The sequence below is a fragment of the Aeromonas sp. 2MA4 genome (assembly GCF_029237305.1).
In the GTDB taxonomy this organism is placed as follows: Bacteria; Pseudomonadota; Gammaproteobacteria; order Enterobacterales; family Aeromonadaceae; genus Aeromonas; species Aeromonas salmonicida.
Map to the genome: position 1 here is coordinate 23,439 of NZ_JAACFY010000013.1, position 24,309 is coordinate 47,747.

A 24,309-nucleotide genomic window follows, 5' to 3' on the forward strand; every position below is an offset into this window, starting at 1 on the left:
AGGGCTGACAGGTTTGTCAGCCCTTCACGCTTTGGGCGGGGCCAGCAGGTTGAGGTAATCGAGCAGCGAGAAAGGGTGTGCAAAGCCTGTCAGCTTGGCCAGCCTGTCCAGCTCTGTCTGTCCAACTTGCTGTAACTGTGCCTGCTGAGCTGGCGTGAGCGTCGTGGATCTTGCCTTGATCAGGGCATCGAGCAAGGCGCGGTCTCCGGCGACTGCCTGATGGAACGCCTTGATCGCCAGCGCATCTACCTCTGCGGCGGTGCAGCGTTCCATGCTCTTCTCATGCAGGTAGACAAGCACCGTCACCTGCTGTTCCCTTTCCAGCGACCAGAAGCGATCCTCCTTGGGAGGCAACACGGGTTTGTGGCGGGCCTTGCTTGCCTCGCAACGCGCAAATGCCGGATCCAGATCGTGCAACGACAGGGCCACGGCGCTCTGGCTTGTGGTCAGCAACAGACACAGTGCACCCAAGGCCGGTCTGAGGAGCTTGGGTTTGGCTTTGCGCTCGGTGGTGAGTGGCGACAGCGGCCTCATACCTGCTTTTTCAGAAAGTAGGTGGTATGCCCGGGTGGCATGTCCGGCAGTTCGCCAAAGACCTGATAACCCTGCTTCTGATAGAAGGGCAGGGCCTGGAAGCTGGTGGTTTCCAGATTAAAGTGGGTGATGCCCTTGCTTCGGGCGTACTGCTCCATGGTGGCGAGCAGGCGGGCGCCCCAACCGTCGCGGCGCATGGTGTCCTCGACCCAGAGCCCTTCTATGTGCAGCCAGCCCCATTTTATCTCGCCGAGAATCCCCCCCAGCACCAGGCCCTCTTCATCCTTGATAAAGCTGGCAATTCGCTCACGGGTTAATGGGCCTGTGATGGCTTCATTGAATTGATTCAGGCCGCAGCGTAGGGCGTCGAACTCTGCTGTGTCTGGCGGTTGAGGGGCAGTCAGTTGCATTGTCAAATCTCTGGAAAATAGCAGGCGGCGATATCGACGGGCTGATCCGGGCAGCCGGGCAGATAGAAGTGCCAGCCGGCGTCGGAGAAAGCGCGCAGCTCACTTTCGACAAATTTCAGGGCCAGGCTCAGGGCCTGCAAGGCGTCTATGCCATGGATAAAGGTCTTGTCGCCAAGCCCGGCCAGCTTCACTTTGCAGCGATAGTCGCCACTGGTGGATTTGGGGTCGGGTTGCGGGGCGTCGATGGCAATTTTCAGGGTCACTTGTTCGCCCTCCAGGCTCACGGCATCGAATTTGGCGGTGACTATGGTTCTCTTCATCTGGATATTCCTTCTCCGGTTGACGGCCGTCCTCGCTTGCTGGCGCTGAGCTGGCGTCCCTGGGCGGCTGATGGGGTGACAATAGACTCAAGATGGTCAGCCTAAAGGAACTGCCCCAGCGAAACAATCACTTGCCTGTGTGCAGTGTGAGCGGGATCGGCTTCTCCGGGGATAGTGCTCGGCCCCGCATCACAATCCGCAGGCCCTGCTGGCCGGGGTGAAGGATATTCAGAACGCAGTCTTGTTATTGTTCAAGTCAATTAATTAAGAAGACGGCATAATTGTTTTTCACAAAACCATTATCTATATTTTTGATATTACCAGATGGATTGTTGGTCATGTTTATATGATCGGCTGATTAATGTATCGTTTGCCGTGATGTTATGATTCTGAAATCAAGCGGTTGTATTCTGGTCGAAATGACACATTCTGTTTTCATTTCAAACAAAGTTATTCAAACAGTCATGAATTATTAACCTTGACCTTGATTGCGTTTTCAACGATGGTAGCGTGGCATATCCGTTTCATATTGGCTGTCCTGTTGACCGCTGACGGGTTTGTGTTTTCTAAAAAATGAGTACGATGTGCGCAGACATATCACCTGCCTATTACACGGGCCAATAAAATAATGTGACAGATAAATAAGGTGTATATCGCAATGAGTATAGCTATTGCTGAAAAGAATAATTCAGTCTCAAAGTTGAAATGGGAGAGAAGTGATTCGGTATGGACCATGGGCTTGTATGCCACAGCCGTCGGTGCCGGAACCCTTTTTCTCCCCATTACAGTCGGCAGTAATGCTCCGATCATACTGCTGTTTATTTTATTGGCAGCATTTCCGCTCTCTTATTATTCCCACCGAGCCTTGAGTCGCTTCGTGTTATCCAGTTCCCATCGGGAAGGGGATATTACTCATGTGGTGGAGGAACATTTTGGCCCCAGGGCAGGCAAGCTGCTGATGCTGGTCTATCTGATGGCCTTCTACCCCATCATTCTGGTCTACAGCATCTCCATCACCAATGCCATCGAGAGCTTCATGGTGCATCAGATGGGCGGCGCAATGGTCAGCCGTGGCTGGCTGGTGCTGGCGGTGATGCTGGGGTTGCACCTGATCTTGCTGACCGGCAAACAGGTGGTGGTCTCTGCCATCAGTGTGCTGGCGCTGCCGATGATCGCCTTCCTGCTGGGTATCTCTTTCTACCTGTTGCCCCAGTGGAGCCTCTCCTATTTCACCGAGAGTCAGGCCGTGGATTGGCGTGATCCCGCCGTCTGGAAATCCCTCTGGCTGATAGTGCCAGTGATGGTGTTTTCATTCAGCCATGCGCCCATTATCTCCTCCTTTACCGCCGCCCAGAAAAAGCGCTGCCATGTGAGCGCCCATATGCGCAGCCAGCGCATCATCAAGTGGAGCAGCCTGCTGATCTGCGGCAGCGTGCTGTTTTTTGTCATCAGTTGTGTGATGAGTCTGAGCCAGGCGGAAATGGCGCTGGCTCGCACCGACAATATTTCCGTGCTGTCGGCGTTGGCGAACAAATTTTCCAATCCGCTTATCGCCTATGTGGGTCCGCTCATTGCCATTCTGGCCATGTCCAAATCCTTCCTCGGCACTTCCATGGGAGTGAACGAGGGGACTGTGAGCATGGTGAGCGGCGCTTGCCGGGGACTGGGGCTCTCCCTCGGGGAGGTCACCATAGCCAGGGTCTCATCCGTCATCCTGTTCGTGGTGACCGGCGTCATCACCTATCTGAACCCCAATGTGCTGAATATCATAGAGAAGGTGAGCGGCCCCCTGATAGCGGTGATCCTGTTCCTGCTGCCCGCCTACGCCATCTATCGTCTGCCGGCGCTCAAGGGCTATCGCGGCGCGAGCACACTGTTCGTGATGGTGGTGGGTCTGCTCGCCATCTCTGCGCTGATCTATGACCTGATCTGACGGCCTGCATGCCGCGTGAAACAAAAGGGGCGACCACCTGGTCGCCCCTTTTTCGTCTGCGTGACGGGTCAACCCAGCAGGGTCGAGACGCTCTGCCCCGCCATCAGCAGGCCTATGGCCAGGGCGCTGAACCAGACCAGGGTGGCGCTGACCAGCAGGTAACCGCTGGCGACGAACAGGCCGTCTCGCTGCAGCATGCCGATGGCCAGCAGCAGAATGGCCCAGGCGGGCATGGCGTTGGTGAAGGGAATTGCCCCCAGCGGCAGCATCAGCAACAGGGCGGCCAGCATGAGCAAGAGACCGTTGCAGCGGTTGATTGCACTGCTGCCGGTCAGCAGCAAGAAGCGTGGACGAATGAAGCGATCGATGCGGGCCAGCAAGTCAGCGCCCTTGTGCAGGGTCGGCTTTAGCTGATCGGCGGCGAAGCGGCGTTCCATCAGGATGGCGGGCAGCCAGGGCACACGGTTGAGGGTGATGCCGATACCGATAAACAGGATCAGCAGGCCAAACGGGGTGCTGACGCCAGGGATGGAAACCGGCAGCAGGAAGGGCACAGTGAGCAGTACGCAAAACAGCAACATGCCCTGTTCACCCACCAGGGCCAGCATCTGACGCAGGCTGATATGGCTCTCCTCTATGGCGTGGGCGGTTGCCCGCAATGTGTCGGAGAGCTTGTGTTGTGGGTCCTTGAGTTGCGCGGCAACCATTCCCGAGTTTCCTTCTGATGAGTGGAATCGGGCCCCATGACCCGGTTGCGCGCCAGCATACGTGGCAGAGGTTAATCACCGATGAATAACGGCGGCAGCGATGAGTGGCGTGGTGGCGGGATATGGTCGCGGCAGCTGAGTGTGATCCTCCCTGCGAAAATGGGTTGATACAGGCCTGGTTTAGGATGGGGGTCAGGGGGCTCTGATATGCTTGGTGGGCACTGGTGCACAAGCAGAGGAACTGTGATGAAACGAGCGGGGATCATGATGGTGGGGCTCTTGCTGCCGCTGGGGCAGGCATGGAGCGCCGACGGCGAGGCAGGACTTGGCTGGCAGGTGACGCCGTTTTTCGGCTACAGCTCGTCCATCGACTTCGAGGCGAACGATGACCCCCAACCCGTGCCTGTCTCCACCAAGCTGGAGTCATTGCAGGGGGATAGTTCCGGCAGCTGGGGCCTGTTCATCAGCAAGGAGGTGGATGACCCCGGCATGATAGAGCTGCTCTACAGCCACCAATCCACCCGCCTCTCCCCGGATCAGTCGGAGCGGCTGACGGTGGATACCCTGCACTTCGCCGGGGCCCTCACCCTGTCGGACAACCTGATGGCTCCCTACATCGGCGCCGGCATAGGGGCGACGCGCTTCGCCGCCTACGACAGCGAGGTGGCTCCCTCCATGTCGCTGGCGCTCGGGGTGCAGCCACGCCTGACCGAGTATCTGGCGCTGCGGGCCGAGGTGCGCGGCTACGGCACCCTGGTCAACGACAACAGCCAGTTTCTCTGCAACCCGGACGACTGCGTGTTCAAGGTGCGCGGCGAGCTGGTGACCCAGTGGCAGGCCAATATCGGCCTGACCCTGAGGTTTTGATGCCTGCCAGCGCTGTGGAGTGCAGTGTCAGACAATACCGCGGGTGATCCGGCTAAGGGGCTCGTTGACGTCGAACAGCTTGTACTGTACCGCGCTGGCGCCCATGGCGAGCACCCGCTGCTCGTGCATCTTGGCGTAGTTCAGGGCGCTTGCCTCATCCTCGAACAGATAGATGCCACCCGCCTCGCCGGTGCGCGGGTTCTCGGTCCAGATCTTGGAGATAAAGCCAGGCTCCCGGGTGATGGATTCGGCCAGCGACATGGCGGCGTCAGTCAGTGCCGCCCCCATCTGCTCGGCGGGAAAGTTGAAATGGATTTGCAGCAAACTGGACATGATGAACCTCTGGTGCGGATTGAGTGACGGAGTCCGCATCATAGGAAGCCGGCATCTTGGCTGCAAGAAGGCACTTTTTCGTGGCATAGTTACCGCAAAGTAACCACTCACGAGCCATCACGTGTCCTCACTTCCTTGCCCTGCCTATCGGGTGCTGCGGCTGCTCGCCGGTAAATGGAAACCGGCCATCCTGTTTCATCTGCGCGAGCAGACCCTGCGCTTTGGTGACTTGCGACGCTGTTTGCCAGAGGTGAGCCAGAAAGTGCTCACCGCACAGCTCAAGGAGCTGGAGGCCGATGGCGTCATCGCTCGCACTCTCCATCCCCAGGTGCCTCCCAGAGTGGAATATGCCCTGAGCCCGCTTGGTATTGCTCTGCTCCCGCTGTTGCAGCAGATGCACGACTTGGCGTTGAGCCACGCCGAGCTGCTGGCGCAGAGTGGGGATGGCCCGGGCTCACCGGCTATCGAACCGGGCTAGCCTGCTGCCGACCAGGCCATTACCCATTCGGCGCAGTGGGTGTGGGGATCCTGCTGTTCGGCCTCTATATGGAAGCCCTGAGCGAGATAGAAGTCGCAGCTGGCACGATTTTGCTGGTACACCTGCAGGCGCAGCGCTGGCCGTTGCTGTTTGGCGTGGGCCAGCAGAGCTTTGCCATAGCCCCGTCCCTGCTGCGCCGTGGTAACGAAGATGGCGGCCAGGGTCTCTTCATACAGGGAATAAAAACCCAGCGCAGTGCCATCTTGCCAGAGCACATAAGAGTCGGCGGCGGGCAGGTAGTGCTCCCGCATCGGCGCCAGGTTGGCGTGCCAGTAGGCCGGGTCGATGAAGTGGTGCGCCTGCAGAGAGGCCTCCAGCCAGATGGTGAGGACGTCCTCCATGTCGGACGGAGTGAAGGGGTGGATCTGCATGGGTGTCTCGTCTGGATTCGTTACAAAAGGAGCATGGTAACAGCGCCAGTCTCGCCGTCACCTTGTGGGTGGCCAAAGTGCCGCCCTCATAACAAAAAGGCGACCCGCGGGTCGCCTTTTGCCGCTTAACCGGCGTAGGGGAGGGAAGAGTGGTGCAACACTATGCGGACTTTGCCGTCATCCCCCTTCTTGAAGCCCCAGGTCTTGTCGACCGTGGTCTCCTTGTTGTCCCTGTCTGTCAGGTGAACCTTGCCCATGGTCAGGGCCATGTCGCCGTTGATATAGATGGCAGCGTTGTCGTAGTTGTAACTTTTCCAGTTCTTGAGGGCGAAGCCAGTGTCCGCGGGATAGGCCTTGTTGTTGCCGACGAAGTAGGCCAGCGCCCCTTCCTGATTGATGCGGAAGGTCTGTTCGCCTCCGGCCAGGGTGGGCTTGAACAGGACAGGGCCATTGTTGTAGCCGTAGGCGCTGTCGAGCACTGTCGTGGCCGTCGTTTTGGCCTTCTCTATGCCGCCGGAGCGGTAGTCGTCGCTGATCTGGATCAGGGCCTTGCCCCAGGCATCCTGCGCGGCTTTGATCTCGGCTTCAGTGATGTTGTTGTTGGCGATCTCGGCGGCACTGAGGGAGCCGCTGGCGGCGAGCAGAACGAGGACAAGGCCGTATTGCTTGGTAAACGACTTCTTGGTGAGCAACTTCATGCGGTCATGACTCCAGGTTGGGTTTCGCGTTAAGGAGACCGGAGTTTATCTGTCGGCGATGAATAAAAATTGAACCACCCGTTCAGTCGCGAGTAGGGAGGGATCGGCATAGCTCCCGCCTCCTCTCCTCTCAGCCTCACATTTCCCCCCTCAACGGGCGCGCAGCAAGCTGCGGCTGGCCGGGGTTGCCGCCAGCAGCCGGTAGGCGAGCAGGGAGAGGGTGATCAAGGCCGGTACCTTCAGCAGTTCCCACCAGAGCAACTTCCCCTGCGGGCCAAAGATCATCAGCCACACCACCAGCATCATGTGCAGGCAGTAGAGACCCAGCACCCTTGGTGCCTGGCGTTCCAGCCAGCTGCCCCTGCCCCAGCCAGGGTTGGCCAGCAGCAGGCCGAACAGGCCCAGGCCCCAGGGGAGCGAGCCGAGCAGGAAGTCGTGACGACTGAGGGGCACATCGGCGAAGTACAGCAAGCCCCAGGCTTCCAGTGCATAGATCCCCATTCCCACGCCCAACAGCAGGGCGCTGCGCCGGGTGTCCGGCCGCCAGTGACGGGCCCGCAGCTCGGCGCCCAGCGCCACGAAAATCGAGGAGAAGAAGGGACCGTTGCGGGTCAACAGTGCCCACTCGCCCCCCAGCAGCGGCTGGCCATAGGAGCCGCCGAGCAGGGCCAGCAGGTAGAGCAGGACACCGAGCACCAGCGCCAGCCGGGGCAGCCCAATCCTGTGACACAGTGCCTGCAGCAAGACGGCCAGCATCAGGGCGGGCAGGAACCAGAGGTGGATCATGCCACCCACCCACCAGGCATTGAGGGGATCCCCCAGCTGCATCTGCCACTGACTCGCCATGGCCGGCAGGTAGCCTTGCTCAATCGCCGCCAGCGGGTTGAAGGGCATCAGCAGATAAATGAGGCTCCACACCAGCCAGAGTCCCAGCAGGGGGCGGCAGTAACGCAGTGCCGCCGTCATGGGGTTGCCTGCGACGAGAGCTGGTTGCAGGAAGTAGCCGGCGCAGAGGAAGAAGAGCGGGACCGCGAAGCGGCACAGCTGGTTGATGACGCCCCCCAGCCAGAGGTAGAGGGCGTCATTCCACAGTGTGGGGTCGAACGGATTGCTGAAGGGGGAGAGGTGAATGGTCATCACGGCCATGATGGCCACTACTCGCCCGCACTCTATGCTGGAGATGCGCATTATGCCTGCTGCCGTCTGGAGTCGAGGCCGCACCCTAACAGTCGCGAGCGGCCCCCATCCAGTCACGGCGCCGACAAGTGTGACCCCCATCGGCAGCCGGTTACCCTTTGTTACTTCGGCGGCGAGCGGGGTTACCGCCCGTGAGAGCCTGATCCCGCTTTGGTGTCGGTAAATGGGCTAGAGCAGAGCGACCAGCACAGTGGCGACGGCGCCGGTCAGCAGCAGGGCTATGCCTCTGCCGGCCGGGCCGTGCAGCTTGTTCCACATCAGCAAACTGGTGAGAGCCAGCAGCAACATGGCCAGCGCCGCCAGATCGCCAAACAGCTGCCAGGAGAGGCCGGTACCCATGCCGCGATGCAGCCGGTTCAGGCTGGCGGCGAAGTTGGCCTGCTGCAATTCGGTGCGAACCAGCAGGGTCCCCTCCACATAGCTGGCCGCCACGCTCTGGCTGAGGGTGACGCCGCGCATCTCCCAGCGGGCCGGCAGTGTGAGAGGGCCAGCCGGGGTGGGCAGGGTCTGGGCCGGGGTGATCATGGCGCGTCCCTCCTCAAAGCCCTCCGGATAGCGCTGTTGCAGCAGGGTTTTCAGCTCGTCCGGGCTGGCCAGCGGCGCGCTCAGCCCTATCTCCTCGCTCGACTTGTCGGTATGGGGGCCGGGAATGGGGAGCACGGCCCTGTGTTGCAGCCACAGGCCGGTCAGGCCGTAGAGCAGCATCAGAGTGAGGGTGGCAAAGCCGGCCCAGGCATGGATGCGGCGCACCCATTTGTTGTTGTGAAGGGGGAGTTTTTTGCGTTTCATATTTTGCGCTTCATAAAAATCTGGCCAGCAATCGCTGGCCAGGGGTCATCTGTGATGAAAGGAAGATCAGAAACGGTAGGCTGCGCTCAGATTCAGCTGGCGGGGCGTGCCCGGCAGGATCTGGGAGGCACTGGTGGCGCTGACGAAGTAGTCGTGGTCGGTCAGGTTCTCGGCGCTCAGCTGGGCTTCCCATTGCTGCCAGCGGTAGCCTGCGCGGGCATCGAAGCGGGCATAGCCGGGCAAGGTGGTGGTGTTGGCGTTGTCGGCGAAGCGATCACCTACCGCAGTCACGCCGGTTTCGCCGAACCAACCCTGCTGGCCGCTCTCATAGCCGGCAAACAGCTGGCCGTTCTGGCGGGAGACGTTCATCGGCCGCTTGCCCTGCAGATCCGCATCTGCCTTCACCTGCTCGGCGTCCTGAATGGCGATGCCGCCGCGCAGGTAGAGCTCGTCGGTCAGCTGGGCGCGGGCACTCAGCTCTATGCCATCTGTGCGCTGCAGACCGGTGAGGGTCACCTTGGTGGGATCCAGCGGGTCCTTGCTGCGCTTGTTGTACATCTCCAGCCGGTAGAGAGAGAGGGTGGTCGCCAGGCGGCCATCCAGCCAGTCGCTCTTCACGCCCCCCTCGTACAGCCGGGTGTTCTGGGGATCCAGACTGTTGTTCTTGTCCCCCGGTGTGATGCCGATAAGCTCCCCGCCAACCGGCGTGAAGGTCTTGCTGTAGGAGGTGTAGAAGGCGTGATCCTCGAGGGGATTCCACACCAGCCCCAGCCGCGGGCTCAGGCTGGTGACCGAGAGGGTCTCTTCCTTGTTGAGGTCGTTGCGGCGGCTGGTGACGGTGAAGTCGTCGCGGCGCAAGCCGCCTACCAGATGCCAGTCACCCAGGCTGAGTTGATCCTGCAGATAGAGACCGTAACCACGCACCTTGTGGTTGGCGTCGCTGGATAACTTCATGGCGCCATCATAGGTGGGCAGTGAGCCGGGGTCGTAAAGATTGCCGGCCGGGATGGGGCTGGCGTTCTGGTAGAGCTTGGGGGTGCGCTCCTGCCAGTTCTGCTCGAACCCGATCAGCAGGCGATGCTCGACGGGGCCTGTCTGCAGCTGGCCTTCGGCCTCTGTGTTGCTGATCAGGCTGTTGGCCTTGAGATCCTGCTGCCAGCGGGCACGGGTGACCTGATCCCCTTTGACGCTGGTGACATAGGTGTTGTCGAACTGGCTGTCGAGGGTGCTGTAGCCCAGCTGCTGGCGCAGTTGCCACTGATCATTGATGTCCCAGGAGAGGCGGGAGCGAGTGGATTGCGCCACGTCGTCGATAAAGTCGCGGCGGGTGTCGCTGTAGACATATTCCTTCGGCACGTCGGCCGGACGGCCATTGACGCCGGGAATGCCGCGATCCGGGGTGCGGTCGTGGGCATTGCGCTCGTACTGTACCAGCCAGTTCAGCTTGTCGCTGATCTCCCAGTTGACGGAGGGGGCCAGCAGGGTGCGCTTGCTGGTCACGTTGTTGCGAAAACTGTCCTTGTCTTCCTGTGCCAGGTTGAGGCGCAGCTGCACCCGTTCACCCGCCTCGGCATTGAGGTCGGCGGCCACGCGCCTGGTATCGAAACTGCCCACCAGGGCGGTTACGCTGGACTCCTGGCCCTTCTGCGGTTTCTTGCTGACCCGGTTGATGATGCCACCCGTGCTGCCACGGCCGTACAGCACCGCCGCCGGGCCCTTGAGCACCTCGACCCTCTCTATGTTGCCGAGATCCCGGGTGTACTGCATGTCATCGCGAAAGCCGTCCAGATAGAAGTCATTGCTGGCACTGAAGCCACGGATATTGACGCTATCGAAGCGGGTGTCACCGCTGGCGTTGACCCCGGGAATGCCGGTCAGGGCTTCGCTCAGGGTGGGTTGGCCGAAGGCGGTCAGTTCGCTGGCCTTGACGCTGTCGATGGCCTGGGGAACAAGCTTGGCCGGGGTGTTGGTGCGGGTCGCGGTGGCGACCTCTTCATGCTGGCTGCGTTTGCCGACGACCGTCATGGTCTCGTCTTCGGCGCGGGCGCCGGCACTCAGGGCCAGCAGAGCCACGCCCAGCAGGGCGCGTGGATGATTCGGTGTGTACATGTTGCGTGTTGACTCTTGAGGAAGCGACCTGATGGTCTGAACTTATTGATTTATTTATAATTATTGGTTTCTCTCATCTGAGAGGATGCTAATGATATTGATTTTCATTAGCTCTGCAACATAAAGATGTGATGCAAATATGCAGGGGGATCGGATGGAGCGCACATGATGTCAGGCCCGTGTGGCTGGACGAGTGACTGGGGGTTGAGGGTATGGGCAGAAAAGTCCGGTGCTATGGCGCCAGTTGCTTGCCCAGCACCAGTCGCGGAGCCGGATCCGTCTGCAATGGTATCTCTTGCAGCGGCGTGCCCTGCAAGTGGCGGTGGATGATGCTGGCCGTCATTCGTCCCAGGGTGTCATAGCTGCTGATGGTGCTGACGGTACAGTCGTGTTGGACAAACTGCTCGGCGCTGCAGATGGTGGGGATGCCCGCCTCGTTGAGGGCGGCCAGCAGTTCGGGGGCGATGGAGAGCAGATAGCTGTCGGCGGCAAGGAAGACGATGCTCTGTTTCGCATCTTGCTGCAGGCGCTTGAGTTCGTTTGTGAGCCGTCGTTTGTCCGGTGCTATGCGCCAGGTCGTGAGGTCCCACTGGTAGCGCTTGGCTTCACGCAGCAGCAGTTCAGCGGTCAGCAAGGTGTTCTGCTCGCGGGGGTTGAAGGGCAGCAGCAGCCCCTTGCTGTTGGGCAGATGCTTGCGGGCGTTGGCGAGCTGGAGTGCCATGGGCACCAGGTTGCTGGAGCCGGCCACCATGGGGTTGTCGCTTCGCTCTTCTGACAGGATCCCGGCCCCGACAGGGTCAGACACTATATTGAAAATCAGCGGCTTGCGCTCACCGATCAGACTCTTGACCATGGTGGTGGCCGTGGTCCCGAAGCTGTAGATATAGTCGTATTGGGCGAGGGAGGGCAGCAGTTGCTGGCGCAGCAGTGTCGCCAGGGCAGAGCGATCCTGATTGGCGTTGAAGGTGATGAAGGTGGGGTTGTATCCCAGCCGGATCAGTTCGGCACGAAAGCCCCGCTCGGCATCGGTTTCACCGCGCCACAGCACCATGGCGATGGTCAGCGCCTGAACGGGAAAGGTGAACAACAGGCAGCAGCAGACAAGCAGGCGTAACAGCATGGTGATCTCCTCTTCATGGTTCTGTTGAGCCTAGGTCATGGCTGGATGCCGGGTTGACAGGGGGCCACAAAAAAACGCGCCGGCATAAGCCAGCGCGTTGTTTTTCTTGCTGAAAACCCGACTTAGAAGTCGTAACGGGCCGCCAGCTGGAAGTCATCCTTGTTGGCTGTTGCTTTACCGGCAACGCTGTCCAGGTTATTGATGCGGTACTCGCCGATGACGCGCAGGTTCTTGTTGAACTTGTACTGTGCGCCCAGGGTGTAGTAATCCAGATTGTCTTTCTTGGTACCCGCCTTGTCCTGTTCCTGCTTGTTCCACAGTGCCATCAGGCCGAAACCGTTCTCGAAGTTGTAACCGAGCGCGGCTTCCCAACCCGTGTGGTCGGTGCCGGTGGCCAGGAAGTCGGTGCCGTCGGCATAGCTCAGGGCAGCATAGACGGCCTTGTTGTCGTATTTGGCGGAGATGAGCCACAGCTTGGCATCTTCTTCACCGTTCTTGTCACGGATCCCCACGTTGTAGGCGGTACCCAGTGCCAGATTGAACGGGAAGGTGTAGGCCACGGCGGCACCGTAGGCGGCATCGCTGTCCTTGCTGGTGGTCTCTTCGGTATCACCGCCATCGAACTTGTAGCTGGTGTCTATCTGAAAGCCGTTGAACAGGCCGGAGTACTTCAGCACTGAACCGGCACGGTTGGTGGCGAAGGTGTCGGTCTTGGCGCCGAGGGCTTCGTTGCCATAGCCATCGGAGAGGGAGACGTCAGTCCAGTCGGCCAGGAAGCCGGGGGCTCCCTTCTGGCGACCGAAGGTGATGTTGCCCCAGTCAGCGCCCACACCGGCGAACGCCAGGCGGGTACGCAGGTTGTCAGAGTTGTCGCTGATGGTTTTCTCGCTGTCATTGATGTACATCTGCACTTCGTACTGGGCCAGCGCCTTCAGTTGGCTGTTGATCTGGCTATCCACCTTGGCGCCGAAGCGGACAAACTGGTTTGCACCCTGCTTGGCACTGTAGTCATGAGTGCCATTCGGGTTTGCGGTGTCGACCCCTTCCTTCTTGTCACCGAAGAAATGGCCAGCGTAGATACGTCCATACAAATCCACCATCGTGGTGTCGTTTTTGTACACTTCAACGGCCTGAGCCTGGAAGGCCGCGGTGAGAGCCAGTGCCACTACAGTCAGCTTTTTCATCTTGATCCCTTGTTGCAAGCTTTTGTTTTAAAAGACGGGGCCATGCTAGGCAGGGGGAATGACGGCGGGGTGACAATCCCGTTAAGTGTCGATGGCGGTTTGATGTCAGTTTGGTGACGGTCCGGGATTTGTGTGACCATCCGCCACTTTTGCGCGCAAAGGTTTGCCCTTGTGATAGAATGCCGCCCGTTTTCGAGCTCCAAAGGTTGGATATGCGATGAGACGTGAACTGGCAATCGAGTTTTCCCGAGTGACGGAAGCGGCTGCACTGGCTGGCTACAAGTGGCTCGGACGTGGTGACAAGAATATCGCCGATGGGGCGGCCGTAGCGGCCATGCGCCATATCCTCAATCAGATCCAGATCGATGGTGAGATTGTGATCGGTGAAGGTGAAATCGACGAAGCCCCCATGCTCTACATAGGCGAGAAGGTGGGGACCGGGCTGGGTGATGCCGTGGATATCGCGGTCGATCCTATCGAGGGTACCCGCATGACCGCCATGGGCCAGGCCAACGCCTTGGCCGTGCTGGCGGTCGGCGACAAGGGTTCCTTCCTCAAGGCGCCCGACATGTACATGGAAAAACTGATCGTGGGTCCCAAGGCCAAGGGGGCCATCGACCTGGATCAGGCCCTCGAGCTGAACCTCAAGGCCGTGGCCAAGGCGCTGGGCAAGCCGCTCTCCCGCCTGACTGTGATCACCCTGGCCAAGCCGCGTCACGACAAGGCGATCAAGGAGATGCAGGGGTTGGGCGTGCGGGTGTTTGCCATCCCTGATGGCGACGTGGCAGCGTCCATCCTGACCTGTCTGCCGGACAGCGAAGTCGACATGCTGTATGGCATCGGCGGCGCGCCGGAAGGGGTGATCTCGGCGGCGGTGATCCGTGCGCTGGATGGTGACATGCAGGCTCGCCTGATGCCCCGTCATCAGGTCAAGGGCGACAGCCCGGAAGTGCGTGCGCTGGGCGAGCAGGAAATTGCTCGCTGCGTGGAGCTCGGCATCGATGTGACCAAGGTGCTCAAGCTGGAAGATCTGGCCAAGAATGACAACGTCATCTTCTCGGCGACCGGCATCACCAAGGGTGATCTGCTGGACGGCATCACCAGCGATGGTGTCATGGCGACCACAGAGACTCTGTTGATCCGTGGCAAGTCGCGGACGATTCGCCGCATCAAGTCGATCCACTTCCTGGAGCGCAAAGACAGCGTGGTGCGCGACATCATTCTGTGATGCGCTGACGCTGCTGTTGAAAAAGCCCGACGGCTGTTGCCGTCGGGCTTTTTGTTGTCTGGGAGGTCGCTATTTCAGGGGGCGCCGGGATAAGGCTAAGGGGAATCACGGCTCTTTGATAGACTGGTTCGCCACGCACAGGAAAGCGTTACATGGAATGTCGTCAAGGTTGTGGTGCCTGCTGCATTGCCCCCAGTATCAGCAGTGCCATCCCGGGTATGCCCGCCGGCAAGCCGGCCGGTGTACCCTGCGTACAGCTCGACATGCAGCTGGGTTGCAAGATCTTCGACCAGCCTGATCGGCCGGCGGTCTGCGGGGGTTTTCGACCCATGCAGGATGTGTGCGGCTTTCATCGGGAAGAGGCCATCTGGCTCATCGGTGAGCTGGAGCGACAGACGGCATAAACCGGCCGCGGCGTAGAATCAGAGCAGATCAGAAAAAAGAGAGGCCGCAATCGCGGCCTCTCTTTTTTGGTGATACCCGTCAGCGGCAGCAGGGTCAGACGTCGGCCAGCGCCAGGGCCTGACGATAATACTCGTTGGCCTTGTTGGTGAGCCGGCGCTTGTCCATTACCTGGCCAAGGGCGTGGTAGATGGCGGCGCTCGGTGTCTTCGCCACTTCCTGCTCCAGCAGGCGCTGGGCTTGGTCCAGCTGACCCGCCAGCAGATAGATCTGGGCCAGGGCCGCCTCGACACCCGGTTGATCCTGTATCTTCTGCAACAGGGTCAGCACCGGCTGGTAGCTCTCCAGCTTGAGTTTGGGCAGGCGAGCCAGCAACTGGGGGGAGACCTGCTTGCGCAGCGCGTCCAGCCAGAGTTCGGCGGCTTCGCTGTCGGCGCCGAGCTCACGCAGGCGATCGCCGTAGGCGGCCAGCAGATCCGGATCCTGGCGCAGCTTGCGGGGCAGATCCTGCCAGACAGGGCGCAGGGTTTCGAGGGCGTCACTGGCAGCCTTGAGCCGACCGGTCCAGGCCCGATGCAGCAAATCTTCTTCCTGTTTGGGGGTCAGCTTGCCCACCTTGTGCAGCACTGGGATCAGGTCAATGAGGGCCGCCCAGTCCTCGCGCGCCAGATGTACCTGACGCAGCTGATCCAGCACCATGGGGTGGCGCGGGTTGAGGGCATAGACGGATTCCAGCATGGCCAGCGCGGTGTCGTACTGGCCCTGCTCAATTTGCAGCTGGGTCTGGGTCAGGGTCAGTGCCAGCTCGGCCTTGGGGTTCTCCTCCTGCGCCTTTTGCAGGTATTGATCCCGGCGTACGTCGTCGCCACGGGCCTGGGCGGCCTTGGCGGCACTCAGATAGTTGAGCAGCGGGGTATCGCTGTTGCTGGCGCCCTTGAGCATCAGCTTCTCGGCCTGGCTGTAGTGACCTTCGGCCATGGCCAGTGTCGCTGCCACCGTCTGCTGGTTGGCCTTGCGGCGCCGGCGCGAACCGTACCAGCCCAGTGTCTTGCGGCGCAGACCGAATACCCGGCCCAGCAGCCATTCGATGACAAGCAGGGCGCCGTAGAAGAGCACGGCCAGGATCACGGCACTGGTGACAGAGGACTCTACCGTATAGTTACCAAGGGCGATCAGCACATACCCCTTGTTGCCGGATGTTTCAGGGCCAAACATCAGCCCGGCTATCATCACGGCCACCAGAACAATCAGACGAATCATGGTGCCCTCCTCAGTTGCTGGCCAGAATGCGTTGCAGGCGCTCGGTCAGCACCTCTTCCAGCATGGCTTGGGTCTTGAAGCGATCCGGATAGGTGAACTGGATCTGCTCGCTCTTGAGCTTGTCCAGCTCTGACTGCATGTAGTGAGTGGCGCTGTTGTCGGTATCGAAATACTGGGTCAGCCAGCGCTGGGCCTTGTCCAGGCTGTCGTCATACAGTGCCTGCTGCTCTCGGTAGACGGCGAGCTGGGCTTGCAGCAGCTTGGTCTTGAGGTTTTCGCGCAGGAAGATCTCCTGCTGCGGGGAGAGCAGGGCTTCCACTGCGCCATCGCGGCGACGTATGGTGATGAAGTTCTCGGTGAACTTGACCCAGTTCTTCTTCAGGTTGCTTTCCCACTCGTCCGGATTGGTGCTGACGGCTTGATCCGGCTCGGTCTTGGCTTCCGGCATGCTGACGGTGGAGAGGGGCAGCAGCTCTATCTGGTCAGAGAGGGCGGCCAGTTTCAGAGTCAATCCTTCACGGTCGATGCGCGGCATCCCCTTGAGCTGGGCTATGTCTTCCGCCAGCGCCTTGCGAATGGGCATCAGGCTGGGATCGTTGAGCGCCTTGATCCGCTCGTCGGCATTGCCAAGCAAGGTAATGGCGGAGATGAGGTCATGTTCCAGCCACAACTTGCGGCCCGCCATGCGTACCAGGTATTCGGATTCGGCCAGCATCCAGTCGTTGGGACGCTTGTCGTTGAGATCCAGCACCCGATTCTGCAGACCCTTGAGCTCTTCTTGCAGTTGCTGCTGGGTTTTGCCCAGCGCACTCAGTTGCTCGCTATCCTTGCTGTTGCTCTGATCCAGCTTGTTCATGGCCTCGGCCAGTTGCTGTTTGAGCTGATCCAGTTCCCCCTGCTGAGCCACGGCGCTCTGGTGGCCATGCAGGTAGAGACCGCCAGTCAGGCCGAGGGCCAGCAGTATGGCAACGCCACCCAGCAGAACGCCGGAGCGGCTCTTGCCGCCATTGACCACGGCGGTCGGCTGGGGCTTGACCTGGGATTCTTGTTGTTCAGTCATTCCATCTTCCTCAGTTCCAGAGCGGCCGTCAGGGCCTGGTTGGATGCACCCTGGGCAATCGTGATATGGGTAAAGCCCGCCATCTTGGCCATGTCGGCCACGCGGGGGCTGGGCACCACCAACAGGCGGTCATAAAGCCAGGGCTGCTGCTGGCCTGGCACCAGCTCCAGCAGCCGTTGCAACAGTTCACCACTGGTAATGAGCAGGCTGTCGAGCCCGGCTGCCTGCCAATGGCGAGTCAATGTGTCCCCGTCGAGTTCGGGGTAGTGGCGCTCATAGGCCGCACAATAGTGCACCAGAGCACCGCGTGAGGCCAGCGTCCGGGCGATAAGATCCCGGCCCCCGTTGCCTCTGAGTATCAATACCCGCTTGCCGCTCACCTGTTGCAGGGCGGGCAGGGCCAGCAGCCCTTCGCTACGGGGATCGTCAGGGCAGCTCGCCTCTATACCGACTTCGGCGAAGGCATCCGCGCTGGCCTGGCCGACCGCAAAGTAGTCAATACTTGGCCAGGTCTGACCAGTTTGCAACAGAAAATGATGAGTGAAATGAACTGCATGCACGCTGACTGCGATGACGATGTCAGCCTGGGGCAGCAGTTCGGGCAGGCGGGGGAGTTCGCTGCCCGCTGCCGTTTCAAGCAGTGGACAGCAGAGCGGTGCGTGGCCGTGCTGGCGCAGCAGTTGCACCAGCTCGGCGGCCTGAGCGGCCGGGCGCACCACCAGGGGTATCATGCCCGGTAGACCTCGGCCAGGATAACGTCGGCACCGGCCGCCAGCAGACGCTGGGCCAGGGTGTGGCCGAGGGCCTCACCGTCAGCCAGCGGACCGCGGATCTCGTCGTGGATCACCTGACTGCCATCCGGGCTGCCCACCAGACCGCGCAACCAGACCTCATCCCCCTGCACCAGGGCGTAGGCACCGATAGGCACCTGGCAGCCCCCTTGCAGGGCGCGGTTCATGGCTCGCTCGGTCAGCACCCGGATTCGGGTCTCGGCGTGCTCCAGCGGTGCCAGCAGGGTGTGCAACTCGTGATCGTCGAGGCGGCATTCGATGCCGACCGCTCCCTGACCGTTGGCAGGCAGGCTCTGCTCCGGCTCGATGAAGGCGGTGATGCGATGTGCCATCTCCAGACGCTTCAGGCCGGCGGCGGCGAGAATGATGGCGTCATATTCACCGGCATCCAGCTTGGCGAGACGGGTATTGACGTTACCACGCAGGTCGCGGATCACCAGATCCGGGCGGGCGGCCCGCAGCTGACACTGACGGCGCAGGCTGGAGGTACCGACCACGGCACCCTGCGGCAGTGCTTCTATCTGGCTGAAACGGTTGGAAACGAAGGCATCGCGCGGATCTTCGCGCTCACAGATGGTGTGCAGGCCCAGCCCTTCCGGGAACTCCACCGGCACATCCTTCATGGAGTGGACGGCGATGTCGGCGCGGCCCTCCAGCATGGCGGTTTCCAGCTCCTTGACGAACAACCCCTTGCCACCCACTTTGGCGAGAGGGGTATCCAGGATCTTGTCACCCTGAGTGCTCATGGGCACCAGCTCGACCTGCAACTCGGGGTACAGGGCTTCCAGCCGGTCTTTGACGAAGTTGGCCTGCCACAGGGCCAATGGGCTCTTGCGAGTGGCAATTTTCAGGGTTCGGGCTGCCATATCAATCAGTTGTTTCATCTTTAGAAGGAAAACGATCTTACCACCCTTTGCAGGGGCTTTCATGGCGCAGCCCGCAAAAGCGGGGCCAAGCTCAAAAAGGGCTGCTGAAAATGATTTTCATTAAGGTAGATTAATTTATTAACTACATGAAATCATTAATTTTTATTGCTTTCCATTGATACTGTTTAGTGGCTTGTCAGAAATAATCCGGTGATTCAGTGCGGGCTTGTTTACCACCGCTGTTTGCATTGTTAACATGATCACACTTTTTTGACGTCTCCCCGTTTTGGTGCGTCATTTCTTACCTTGGTATAGGCAGGGCATTGCTGGTAAAACTCGATACGCTGGTGGCGCGCTACGACGAACTCAATCGTCTCAAGACGCAACGGGCGTTAGGTCTCATGAGTCGCTATGGGCAGCAGGTCTTTCAACTGCTGCCTGTCATGCTGCACTTCAATCATCCCCTGTTGCCCGGTTATGTGGCAGGTGATGTGCCCCACGGCATCTGGAGTTTTACCGCCAACGAGGCCCAGCAGGCCTTCATCCAGGATCTGTGCCAGAACGCCAACTGCCAGAACGGCCTCACTACCCATGACAAGTCGATCCAGGGGCTCTACTCCATGGGCAGCACTTCGTCCATCGGTCAGTGCTGCCACTCGGATCTCGACATCTGGGTCTGCCACGTGGCCGGCTTGTCGCAGGCGCGGCTCGAGTTGCTGGATCTCAAGTGTCAGCAACTTTCCAAGTGGGCCGAGCAGCGGGGAGTGGATCTCAACTTCTTCCTGATCCCCGAAGACAAGTTCCGCCAGTGCAACGACGCCCAGATGCAGGGAGAGAGCTGTGGCAGCGCCCAGCACCTGCTGCTGCTCGACGAGTTCTACCGCAGTGCCATGCTGATCGCGGGCAAGCGCCTGCTCTGGTATCTGGTGCCTGCCGAGTATGACGATCACTACGACGAGTATGTGGACAGCCTGTTTGCCGATGGCAAGCTGAGCCAGGATGACTGGCTCGATCTGGGTGGGTTCAACCGGATTCCTGCCGAGGAGTACTTCGGTTCCGCCTTGTGGCAGCTCTATAAGGGCATCGACTCCCCTTACAAAGCCGTGCTCAAGTCGGTGCTGATGGAGGCTTACTCTCACGAGTATCCCAACACCCGTCTGCTGTCAGTCACCAGTCGCGACTGGTTCCAGCACAACGATGGCATGCACTACCGGCTCGACAACTACTGTCTGATGCTGGACAAGGTGACCAACTACCTCAAGTCCATTGGTGACATGCAGCGCCTCGATCTGGTGCGCCGCTGCTTCTATCTGAAAGTGTGTGACGGCCTCAGCCATCCGAAGGAGGAGCACTCCCCGGCCTGGCGCCGCGAGCAGATGACCCAGCTGGTCTCCTACTGGGGCTGGAGCCCGGAGCGGCTCCACCATCTGGATCACCGCCAGGAGTGGAAGGTCGAAGACGTCAAGGTGGCCCACGCCGAGTTGCTGGAAGCCCTGATGCAGAGCTATCGCAACCTGATCCAGTTTGCCCGGCGCAACAACATCAGCGAGTCCATCAACCCGGAAGACATCGGCATACTGTCACGCAAGCTCTACGCCGCGTTCGAGAGCCTGCCGGGCAAGGTGCAGCGCATCAATCTGACCATAGCGCCGGATCTGAGCGAGCCGGATCTCAGCCTGGTGCAGGTGCCCCATGGTCGCCTCAACCGCGCAGGCTGGTATCTCTACAAACATTCACTGGATCCGGTGGACATCATTGGCCGGGCGCCGCTCGAATATAACGGCTACATCAGCAAGCTGGTCTCCTGGGCCTACTTCAACGGCCTGCTGACGCCCCAGTCCCGGGTGCACCTGTTCAATCAGGGGTCGGATCTGCACATCGACAATCTGCACCAGTTCTGCCGCGACCTGTCCGGTACCTTCCCGGTCAAGTATCCCCGCGCCACCAACCTGGCCCTCAGCCGTCCGTGCGAGATCCGTCAGCTCTCCATTTTCCTCAACCTGGAGACGGACCCGACCAGCCACTGGATGGGTCAGGTGATCGAGTTCGACGCCAATGCTGCCGATGTGTTCTCGTTCGGTCGCAATCAGGAGTGTCTGGTGGGCTCGGTGGATCTGGTCTATCGCAACTCCTGGAGCGAGATCCGCACCCTGCACTTCCAGGGCGACGAAGCCGTGGTGGATGCTCTCACCACCATTCTCGGCAAGATGCATCAGGATGCGGCGGCTCCCGAGATGATCGAAGTGTTCTGTTACAGCCAGCACTTCCGCTCTCTGATTCGGACCCGCTTCCAGCAACTGGTGGCCGAGTGCATCGAGTTGCGTCTCGCGCGCGACAAGCTGCAACTGGTCAAGACGCTGGCGCTGGGTCGTGAGAAGTACGGCATCTTCTTCGAACGGCGCGGGGTGTCGGTCAAGAAGCTGGAAAACGCCATCGACTTCTACCGCCATATTTCCCACAACAAGCTGGATCACCTGCCGCTGCGGCTCGACAAGACCCACAGCCAGCATCTGCCCGACATAGTCGATGCCTACGCCAGTGAAGGGCTGGTGCAGTTCTTCTTTGATACCCGGGATGCGGGCACCAACATCTATATTCTGGATGAGGCGAACCGGGTGGAGATCTACCAGCATTTTGCCGGCAACAAGGATGAGCTGGTGCAGGGGGTGAACCGTTTCTATGCCTCCAGTCACGAGCGTTTCAGTGATGCGGGCCAGTTCAGCAACTTCAACTTGCCCCAGTACTACGAGATAGTGCAGATCAACGGCGAGCTGGAGGTGATCCCCTACCGCAGTCAGGGGCAGATGCGTGACAACGCCAGTCCGGCCCGCGAGCTGGGGTCTGCCACTGGCTAGCTCATGTGGCCCGGCGAAGGGTCGCAAGGGAGGCAGGCAGCCTCACGAACATCCTCAACAAATCGAATATAAAGCGGCCTGCAGAAGCAGGCCGTTGTTTTATCCTTCGTGAACCCGATCAGGCACTGAGGCGAGCCAGCAGCCAGTGACGGATGTCATCCAGCTGGGGGCGGCAGATCTCGTGGCGCATCGGATATTCGTGCCACTCGAGGGTGAGCCCCACCGCTTCCAGCCGGTTCTTGGCATCCCAGCCCATGGAGAGATTCACCACGTCGTCATAGATGCCGTGCATGTAGCAGATGGGCAGGCTGCGGGCGGCCTCGCTCATCTCGGCCAGCAGGGCATCTGGCGCCGCCAGATAGGTGGACATGCAGAGCAGGCCAGCCAGCCGAACCGGATGGCGCAGGGCGGTGAAGGAGGCGATCACTCCGCCCTGGGAGAAACCGGCCAGCAGGATGTGCTCTGGGGCAAACCCTTCGGCCACCAGCTGGTCCAGCAGGGCGGCGATACGAGTGGCGGATTCACGCACATGGGACTCAACGGCGCGGTCCGCTGGATCGTCGAAGCTCTTGATGTCGTACCAGCCGCGCATCTTGTAGCCCATGTTGATGGTGATGGGCCGCTCGGGCGCGTCGGGCAGCAGATGACGAACCGGCAGGTCGGCAGGCAAGTCCAGCGCGTCCACCAGCGGGGCCAGCCCGGCCCCGGAATCCCCCAGCCCGTGCAGCCAGATCACGGCGTGGCGGGCGTCCTGTGGATGAATGTCAATCATGGGAATACCACTGACTCACCTGCCTGTGTGGTACAGGCCTTGGTCAGCAGCGCCTTGAGCTCATGGCCGAAGCGGTTGTCGATCCAGGTTTCCCCTTGCAGCTCGAAGTGGAAACCGTTCTCGCGGGTGGCGACCCAGATCTGGTGCAGGGGCTCCTGCTTGTTGATGATGACCTTGGTCTTGTTCTCGAACGACAGGGTCAAGACCCCACCGGCACGTTCACAGTCAATATCCGGATATCCTGCGTCGACAGTGTCTTCCACATATTGGAAAAAGGCGTCGGTCAGGGCGTGATACTCGTGATCCTTCATCGGTTTATCCTGTTGCTTTTAACAATGTGAGTGCGATTATAGAGGGCCAAAAATTTTTTCGCAGCGAACCATTATGATTACCCAGCTTACCAAGTGTCTGCTCGCCACTCTTCTGTCTCTTGGTTTGGCCGCGTGTGGCCTGACGGGACCGCTTTACATGCCGCCTCCCGAGCAGCCCCAGACCGAGAGTACACCGCAAGCACAGACGCCTGCGACCGTCGAAGCTGCCCCAGAGGCCGCGCCGCAATAATTTAGGAAGGAACCGCCCCCTTGGATCACTTTAACTACGATGCCGACGGCCAGCTTCAGGCCGAGCAAACCTCGCTGCAACACCTTGCCGAGCAATACGGCACCCCGCTGTACGTATACTCCCGTGCGACCCTGGAACGCCACTGGCATGCCTTCGATCAGGCAGCGGGCGATATTCCCCATCTGATCTGCTATGCGGTCAAGGCCAACTCCAATCTGGCGCTGCTCAACCTGCTGGCCCGTCTGGGCTCGGGTTTTGACATCGTCTCCGGCGGCGAGTTGTCGCGGGTGCTGGCGGCGGGCGGTGATCCGGCCAAGGTGGTTTTCTCCGGCGTGGCCAAGAGCGAAGCCGAGATGCGGCTGGCGCTGGATAAAGAGATCCTCTGTTTCAACCTGGAGTCGGAAGCCGAACTGGAGCGTCTGAACCGGGTGGCGGGCAGTATGGGCAAGAAGGCCCGGGTCTCGGTGCGGGTCAATCCGGATATCGATGCCGGCACTCACCCTTATATCTCCACCGGCCTCAAGCAGAACAAATTCGGCATCCCCATCGAGCAGGCGCCTGCCATCTATCGCAAGGCGGCGGCCATGGCCAACATAGAGATCAAGGGGGTGGATTGCCACATCGGTTCCCAGCTGACCGAACTCAACCCCTTCATGGAGGCGGCCGACAAGCTGCTGCGCCTGATCGACACCCTGGCGGCGGAAGGTATTCACATCCATCACCTGGACGTGGGCGGCGGCCTCGGGGTCAACTATGGTGCCGAGCAGCCACCTCATCCCACCGAGTATGCCGAGGCGCTCAAGCAGAAGCTGGCGGGTCGGGATCTGACCCTGCTGTTCGAACCGGGCCGAGCCATCGTCGCCAACGCCGGTGTGCTGCTGACCCGGGTGGAGTACCTGAAGCCGGGTGAAACCCGCAACTTTGCCCTGATCGATGCCGGCATGAACGACCTGCTGCGCCCCTCTCTTTACGGCGCCTGGATGAACATCATAGAGGTGGACAGCCGCACGGCCCATGAGAAGGCGCTGTATGACGTGGTCGGCCCGGTCTGCGAGACAGGTGACTTCCTCGGCAAGGAGCGCACCCTGGCCATCGCCGAGGGCTCCCTGCTGGCGGTACGCTCCGCTGGTGCCTATGGCTTTACCATGTCATCCAACTACAACACTCGTCCGCGTGCGGCCGAGGTGCTGGTGGATGGCACCCAATCCTTCCTCATCAGAGAGCGCGAGCAGTTGGCCGATCTCTGGCGTGGTGAGCATCTACTGCCCTGAACACAGGAAGGCACCACGGCGACTGGATTTTCCAGACGCGTCTCTGTGTGCGTTGAACGCGCGAGCAGTTGACCGATTGCCGGTGTTGCGAGCATTGACGGCCCTGATAGCAGGGGAACGCACGATTGAGCGG

26 protein-coding genes are annotated in these 24,309 nt (G+C 60.3%); 8 read left to right on the forward strand and 18 right to left on the reverse strand.

What is annotated here, in order from left to right; all coding sequences use genetic code 11:
• Window positions 1-24: 24 nt before the first annotated feature.
• From GWQ31_RS13865 to GWQ31_RS13875, 3 genes are read right to left on the reverse strand one after another with little or no spacing between them, the layout of a single operon-like run.
• Entirely contained in the window at window positions 25-534 is a 510-nt protein-coding gene (locus GWQ31_RS13865; RefSeq protein ID WP_275909613.1) for a hypothetical protein, read from the reverse strand.
• Window positions 531-944, reverse strand: a complete 414-nt coding sequence (locus GWQ31_RS13870) for a GNAT family N-acetyltransferase (protein ID WP_275909614.1) — start codon at window positions 942-944, stop codon at window positions 531-533. Before GWQ31_RS13870 ends, GWQ31_RS13865 begins: the two co-directional genes overlap by 4 nt.
• Window positions 945-946: 2 nt before the next feature.
• A complete protein-coding gene (locus GWQ31_RS13875; RefSeq protein WP_275909615.1) occupies window positions 947-1,264 on the reverse strand; it encodes a hypothetical protein in 318 nt (105 codons plus the stop codon).
• A gap of 877 nt (window positions 1,265-2,141) precedes the next feature.
• Between GWQ31_RS13875 and GWQ31_RS13880 the strand changes: the two genes are divergently transcribed.
• Window positions 2,142-3,197, forward strand: coding sequence for an HAAAP family serine/threonine permease (locus GWQ31_RS13880; RefSeq protein ID WP_225854312.1), 1,056 nt, complete (start codon window positions 2,142-2,144; stop codon window positions 3,195-3,197).
• Between the two features lie 68 nt (window positions 3,198-3,265).
• On the opposite strand, the gene GWQ31_RS13885 is transcribed toward GWQ31_RS13880, so the two are convergent.
• Entirely contained in the window at window positions 3,266-3,904 is a 639-nt protein-coding gene (locus tag GWQ31_RS13885; protein WP_005316240.1) for an exopolysaccharide biosynthesis protein, read from the reverse strand.
• A 246-nt stretch (window positions 3,905-4,150) separates the two neighbouring features.
• On the opposite strand from GWQ31_RS13885, the gene GWQ31_RS13890 reads away from it, so the two are divergent.
• Window positions 4,151-4,771 carry an outer membrane beta-barrel protein gene (locus tag GWQ31_RS13890; protein WP_271773764.1) on the forward strand — a complete coding sequence of 207 codons (621 nt, stop codon included), beginning with the start codon at window positions 4,151-4,153 and terminating at the stop codon, window positions 4,769-4,771.
• A gap of 27 nt (window positions 4,772-4,798) precedes the next feature.
• Here GWQ31_RS13890 and GWQ31_RS13895 read toward each other — a convergent pair whose 3' ends face one another.
• Window positions 4,799-5,104, reverse strand: coding sequence for a monooxygenase (locus GWQ31_RS13895; protein ID WP_271773763.1), 306 nt, complete (start codon window positions 5,102-5,104; stop codon window positions 4,799-4,801).
• A 121-nt stretch (window positions 5,105-5,225) separates the two neighbouring features.
• Here GWQ31_RS13895 and GWQ31_RS13900 point away from each other — a divergent pair, with 121 nt between their 5' ends.
• Window positions 5,226-5,582: a helix-turn-helix domain-containing protein gene (locus GWQ31_RS13900; RefSeq protein WP_058394803.1), complete on the forward strand. Its 357-nt coding sequence runs from the start codon at window positions 5,226-5,228 to the stop codon at window positions 5,580-5,582.
• Here GWQ31_RS13900 and GWQ31_RS13905 read toward each other — a convergent pair.
• The 7 genes from GWQ31_RS13905 to GWQ31_RS13935 form a co-directional block, all read right to left on the reverse strand.
• Window positions 5,579-6,013: an N-acetyltransferase gene (locus GWQ31_RS13905; RefSeq protein ID WP_275909616.1), complete on the reverse strand. Its 435-nt coding sequence runs from the start codon at window positions 6,011-6,013 to the stop codon at window positions 5,579-5,581. The two genes, GWQ31_RS13900 and GWQ31_RS13905, sit on opposite strands and share 4 nt — an antisense overlap.
• A 125-nt stretch (window positions 6,014-6,138) precedes the next feature.
• Window positions 6,139-6,711, reverse strand: a complete 573-nt coding sequence (locus GWQ31_RS13910; protein WP_275909617.1) for a hypothetical protein — start codon at window positions 6,709-6,711, stop codon at window positions 6,139-6,141.
• Between the two features lie 150 nt (window positions 6,712-6,861).
• Window positions 6,862-7,899 (reverse strand): acyltransferase family protein, encoded by a 1,038-nt coding sequence (locus GWQ31_RS13915; RefSeq protein WP_265451553.1) that lies wholly within the window; start codon window positions 7,897-7,899, stop codon window positions 6,862-6,864.
• Between the two features lie 177 nt (window positions 7,900-8,076).
• Window positions 8,077-8,697: a PepSY-associated TM helix domain-containing protein gene (locus tag GWQ31_RS13920; protein ID WP_113720749.1), complete on the reverse strand. Its 621-nt coding sequence runs from the start codon at window positions 8,695-8,697 to the stop codon at window positions 8,077-8,079.
• 66 nt (window positions 8,698-8,763) lie between these two features.
• Entirely contained in the window at window positions 8,764-10,806 is a 2,043-nt protein-coding gene (locus GWQ31_RS13925) for a TonB-dependent siderophore receptor (protein WP_275909618.1), read from the reverse strand.
• A gap of 232 nt (window positions 10,807-11,038) precedes the next feature.
• A complete protein-coding gene (locus GWQ31_RS13930) occupies window positions 11,039-11,926 on the reverse strand; it encodes an ABC transporter substrate binding protein (RefSeq protein ID WP_275909619.1) in 888 nt (295 codons plus the stop codon).
• 122 nt (window positions 11,927-12,048) lie between these two features.
• A complete protein-coding gene (locus GWQ31_RS13935) occupies window positions 12,049-13,110 on the reverse strand; it encodes a porin (RefSeq protein WP_021138938.1) in 1,062 nt (353 codons plus the stop codon).
• A gap of 217 nt (window positions 13,111-13,327) precedes the next feature.
• Between GWQ31_RS13935 and glpX the strand changes: the two genes are divergently transcribed.
• Window positions 13,328-14,338: a class II fructose-bisphosphatase gene (gene glpX, locus GWQ31_RS13940; protein ID WP_005316208.1), complete on the forward strand. Its 1,011-nt coding sequence runs from the start codon at window positions 13,328-13,330 to the stop codon at window positions 14,336-14,338.
• Between the two features lie 152 nt (window positions 14,339-14,490).
• Window positions 14,491-14,742: a YkgJ family cysteine cluster protein gene (locus GWQ31_RS13945; protein WP_005316205.1), complete on the forward strand. Its 252-nt coding sequence runs from the start codon at window positions 14,491-14,493 to the stop codon at window positions 14,740-14,742.
• Window positions 14,743-14,836: 94 nt separating this feature from the next.
• On the opposite strand, the gene GWQ31_RS13950 is transcribed toward GWQ31_RS13945, so the two are convergent.
• Genes GWQ31_RS13950 through hemC form a run of 4 tightly spaced genes read right to left on the reverse strand, consistent with a single transcriptional unit; the run spans window position 14,837 to window position 18,717 of the window.
• Window positions 14,837-16,000, reverse strand: coding sequence for a heme biosynthesis HemY N-terminal domain-containing protein (locus GWQ31_RS13950; RefSeq protein WP_275909620.1), 1,164 nt, complete (start codon window positions 15,998-16,000; stop codon window positions 14,837-14,839).
• Window positions 16,001-16,010: 10 nt separating this feature from the next.
• Window positions 16,011-17,060 carry a uroporphyrinogen-III C-methyltransferase gene (locus GWQ31_RS13955; protein ID WP_275909621.1) on the reverse strand — a complete coding sequence of 350 codons (1,050 nt, stop codon included), beginning with the start codon at window positions 17,058-17,060 and terminating at the stop codon, window positions 16,011-16,013.
• Window positions 17,057-17,791 carry a uroporphyrinogen-III synthase gene (locus tag GWQ31_RS13960; protein ID WP_099991503.1) on the reverse strand — a complete coding sequence of 245 codons (735 nt, stop codon included), beginning with the start codon at window positions 17,789-17,791 and terminating at the stop codon, window positions 17,057-17,059. Before GWQ31_RS13960 ends, GWQ31_RS13955 begins: the two co-directional genes overlap by 4 nt.
• Window positions 17,788-18,717, reverse strand: coding sequence for a hydroxymethylbilane synthase (gene hemC / locus GWQ31_RS13965; RefSeq protein ID WP_005316194.1), 930 nt, complete (start codon window positions 18,715-18,717; stop codon window positions 17,788-17,790). Before hemC ends, GWQ31_RS13960 begins: the two co-directional genes overlap by 4 nt.
• Before the next feature lie 323 nt (window positions 18,718-19,040).
• On the opposite strand from hemC, the gene GWQ31_RS13970 reads away from it, so the two are divergent.
• Window positions 19,041-21,572, forward strand: coding sequence for a class I adenylate cyclase (locus GWQ31_RS13970; RefSeq protein ID WP_058394812.1), 2,532 nt, complete (start codon window positions 19,041-19,043; stop codon window positions 21,570-21,572).
• Window positions 21,573-21,690: 118 nt separating this feature from the next.
• On the opposite strand, the gene GWQ31_RS13975 is transcribed toward GWQ31_RS13970, so the two are convergent.
• Together GWQ31_RS13975 and cyaY are read right to left on the reverse strand one after the other, a co-directional pair.
• Complete coding sequence (locus GWQ31_RS13975) at window positions 21,691-22,344, reverse strand: carboxylesterase (protein WP_265463051.1); 654 nt, start codon at window positions 22,342-22,344, stop codon at window positions 21,691-21,693.
• A complete protein-coding gene (gene cyaY, locus GWQ31_RS13980) occupies window positions 22,341-22,655 on the reverse strand; it encodes an iron donor protein CyaY (RefSeq protein WP_005316166.1) in 315 nt (104 codons plus the stop codon). Before cyaY ends, GWQ31_RS13975 begins: the two co-directional genes overlap by 4 nt.
• A gap of 73 nt (window positions 22,656-22,728) precedes the next feature.
• On the opposite strand from cyaY, the gene GWQ31_RS13985 reads away from it, so the two are divergent.
• Window positions 22,729-22,905, forward strand: coding sequence for a lipoprotein (locus GWQ31_RS13985; protein ID WP_073531790.1), 177 nt, complete (start codon window positions 22,729-22,731; stop codon window positions 22,903-22,905).
• A 20-nt stretch (window positions 22,906-22,925) separates the two neighbouring features.
• Window positions 22,926-24,176 (forward strand): diaminopimelate decarboxylase, encoded by a 1,251-nt coding sequence (gene lysA, locus GWQ31_RS13990; RefSeq protein WP_005316164.1) that lies wholly within the window; start codon window positions 22,926-22,928, stop codon window positions 24,174-24,176.
• Window positions 24,177-24,309: the final 133 nt, after the last annotated feature.

Coding starts and splice junctions, on each gene's coding strand:
- GWQ31_RS13865 (WP_275909613.1), bottom strand. CDS start 534: ATGAGGCCGCTGTCGCCACTCACCACCGAGCGCAAAGCCAAACCCAAG.
- GWQ31_RS13870 (WP_275909614.1), bottom strand. CDS start 944: ATGCAACTGACTGCCCCTCAACCGCCAGACACAGCAGAGTTCGACGCC.
- GWQ31_RS13875 (WP_275909615.1), bottom strand. CDS start 1,264: ATGAAGAGAACCATAGTCACCGCCAAATTCGATGCCGTGAGCCTGGAG.
- GWQ31_RS13885 (WP_005316240.1), bottom strand. CDS start 3,904: ATGGTTGCCGCGCAACTCAAGGACCCACAACACAAGCTCTCCGACACA.
- GWQ31_RS13890 (WP_271773764.1), top strand. CDS start 4,151: ATGAAACGAGCGGGGATCATGATGGTGGGGCTCTTGCTGCCGCTGGGG.
- GWQ31_RS13895 (WP_271773763.1), bottom strand. CDS start 5,104: ATGTCCAGTTTGCTGCAAATCCATTTCAACTTTCCCGCCGAGCAGATG.
- GWQ31_RS13905 (WP_275909616.1), bottom strand. CDS start 6,013: ATGCAGATCCACCCCTTCACTCCGTCCGACATGGAGGACGTCCTCACC.
- GWQ31_RS13910 (WP_275909617.1), bottom strand. CDS start 6,711: ATGAAGTTGCTCACCAAGAAGTCGTTTACCAAGCAATACGGCCTTGTC.
- GWQ31_RS13915 (WP_265451553.1), bottom strand. CDS start 7,899: ATGCGCATCTCCAGCATAGAGTGCGGGCGAGTAGTGGCCATCATGGCC.
- GWQ31_RS13920 (WP_113720749.1), bottom strand. CDS start 8,697: ATGAAACGCAAAAAACTCCCCCTTCACAACAACAAATGGGTGCGCCGC.
- GWQ31_RS13925 (WP_275909618.1), bottom strand. CDS start 10,806: ATGTACACACCGAATCATCCACGCGCCCTGCTGGGCGTGGCTCTGCTG.
- GWQ31_RS13930 (WP_275909619.1), bottom strand. CDS start 11,926: ATGCTGTTACGCCTGCTTGTCTGCTGCTGCCTGTTGTTCACCTTTCCC.
- GWQ31_RS13935 (WP_021138938.1), bottom strand. CDS start 13,110: ATGAAAAAGCTGACTGTAGTGGCACTGGCTCTCACCGCGGCCTTCCAG.
- glpX (WP_005316208.1), top strand. CDS start 13,328: ATGAGACGTGAACTGGCAATCGAGTTTTCCCGAGTGACGGAAGCGGCT.
- GWQ31_RS13945 (WP_005316205.1), top strand. CDS start 14,491: ATGGAATGTCGTCAAGGTTGTGGTGCCTGCTGCATTGCCCCCAGTATC.
- GWQ31_RS13950 (WP_275909620.1), bottom strand. CDS start 16,000: ATGATTCGTCTGATTGTTCTGGTGGCCGTGATGATAGCCGGGCTGATG.
- GWQ31_RS13955 (WP_275909621.1), bottom strand. CDS start 17,060: ATGACTGAACAACAAGAATCCCAGGTCAAGCCCCAGCCGACCGCCGTG.
- GWQ31_RS13960 (WP_099991503.1), bottom strand. CDS start 17,791: ATGATACCCCTGGTGGTGCGCCCGGCCGCTCAGGCCGCCGAGCTGGTG.
- hemC (WP_005316194.1), bottom strand. CDS start 18,717: ATGGCAGCCCGAACCCTGAAAATTGCCACTCGCAAGAGCCCATTGGCC.
- GWQ31_RS13975 (WP_265463051.1), bottom strand. CDS start 22,344: ATGATTGACATTCATCCACAGGACGCCCGCCACGCCGTGATCTGGCTG.
- cyaY (WP_005316166.1), bottom strand. CDS start 22,655: ATGAAGGATCACGAGTATCACGCCCTGACCGACGCCTTTTTCCAATAT.
- GWQ31_RS13985 (WP_073531790.1), top strand. CDS start 22,729: ATGATTACCCAGCTTACCAAGTGTCTGCTCGCCACTCTTCTGTCTCTT.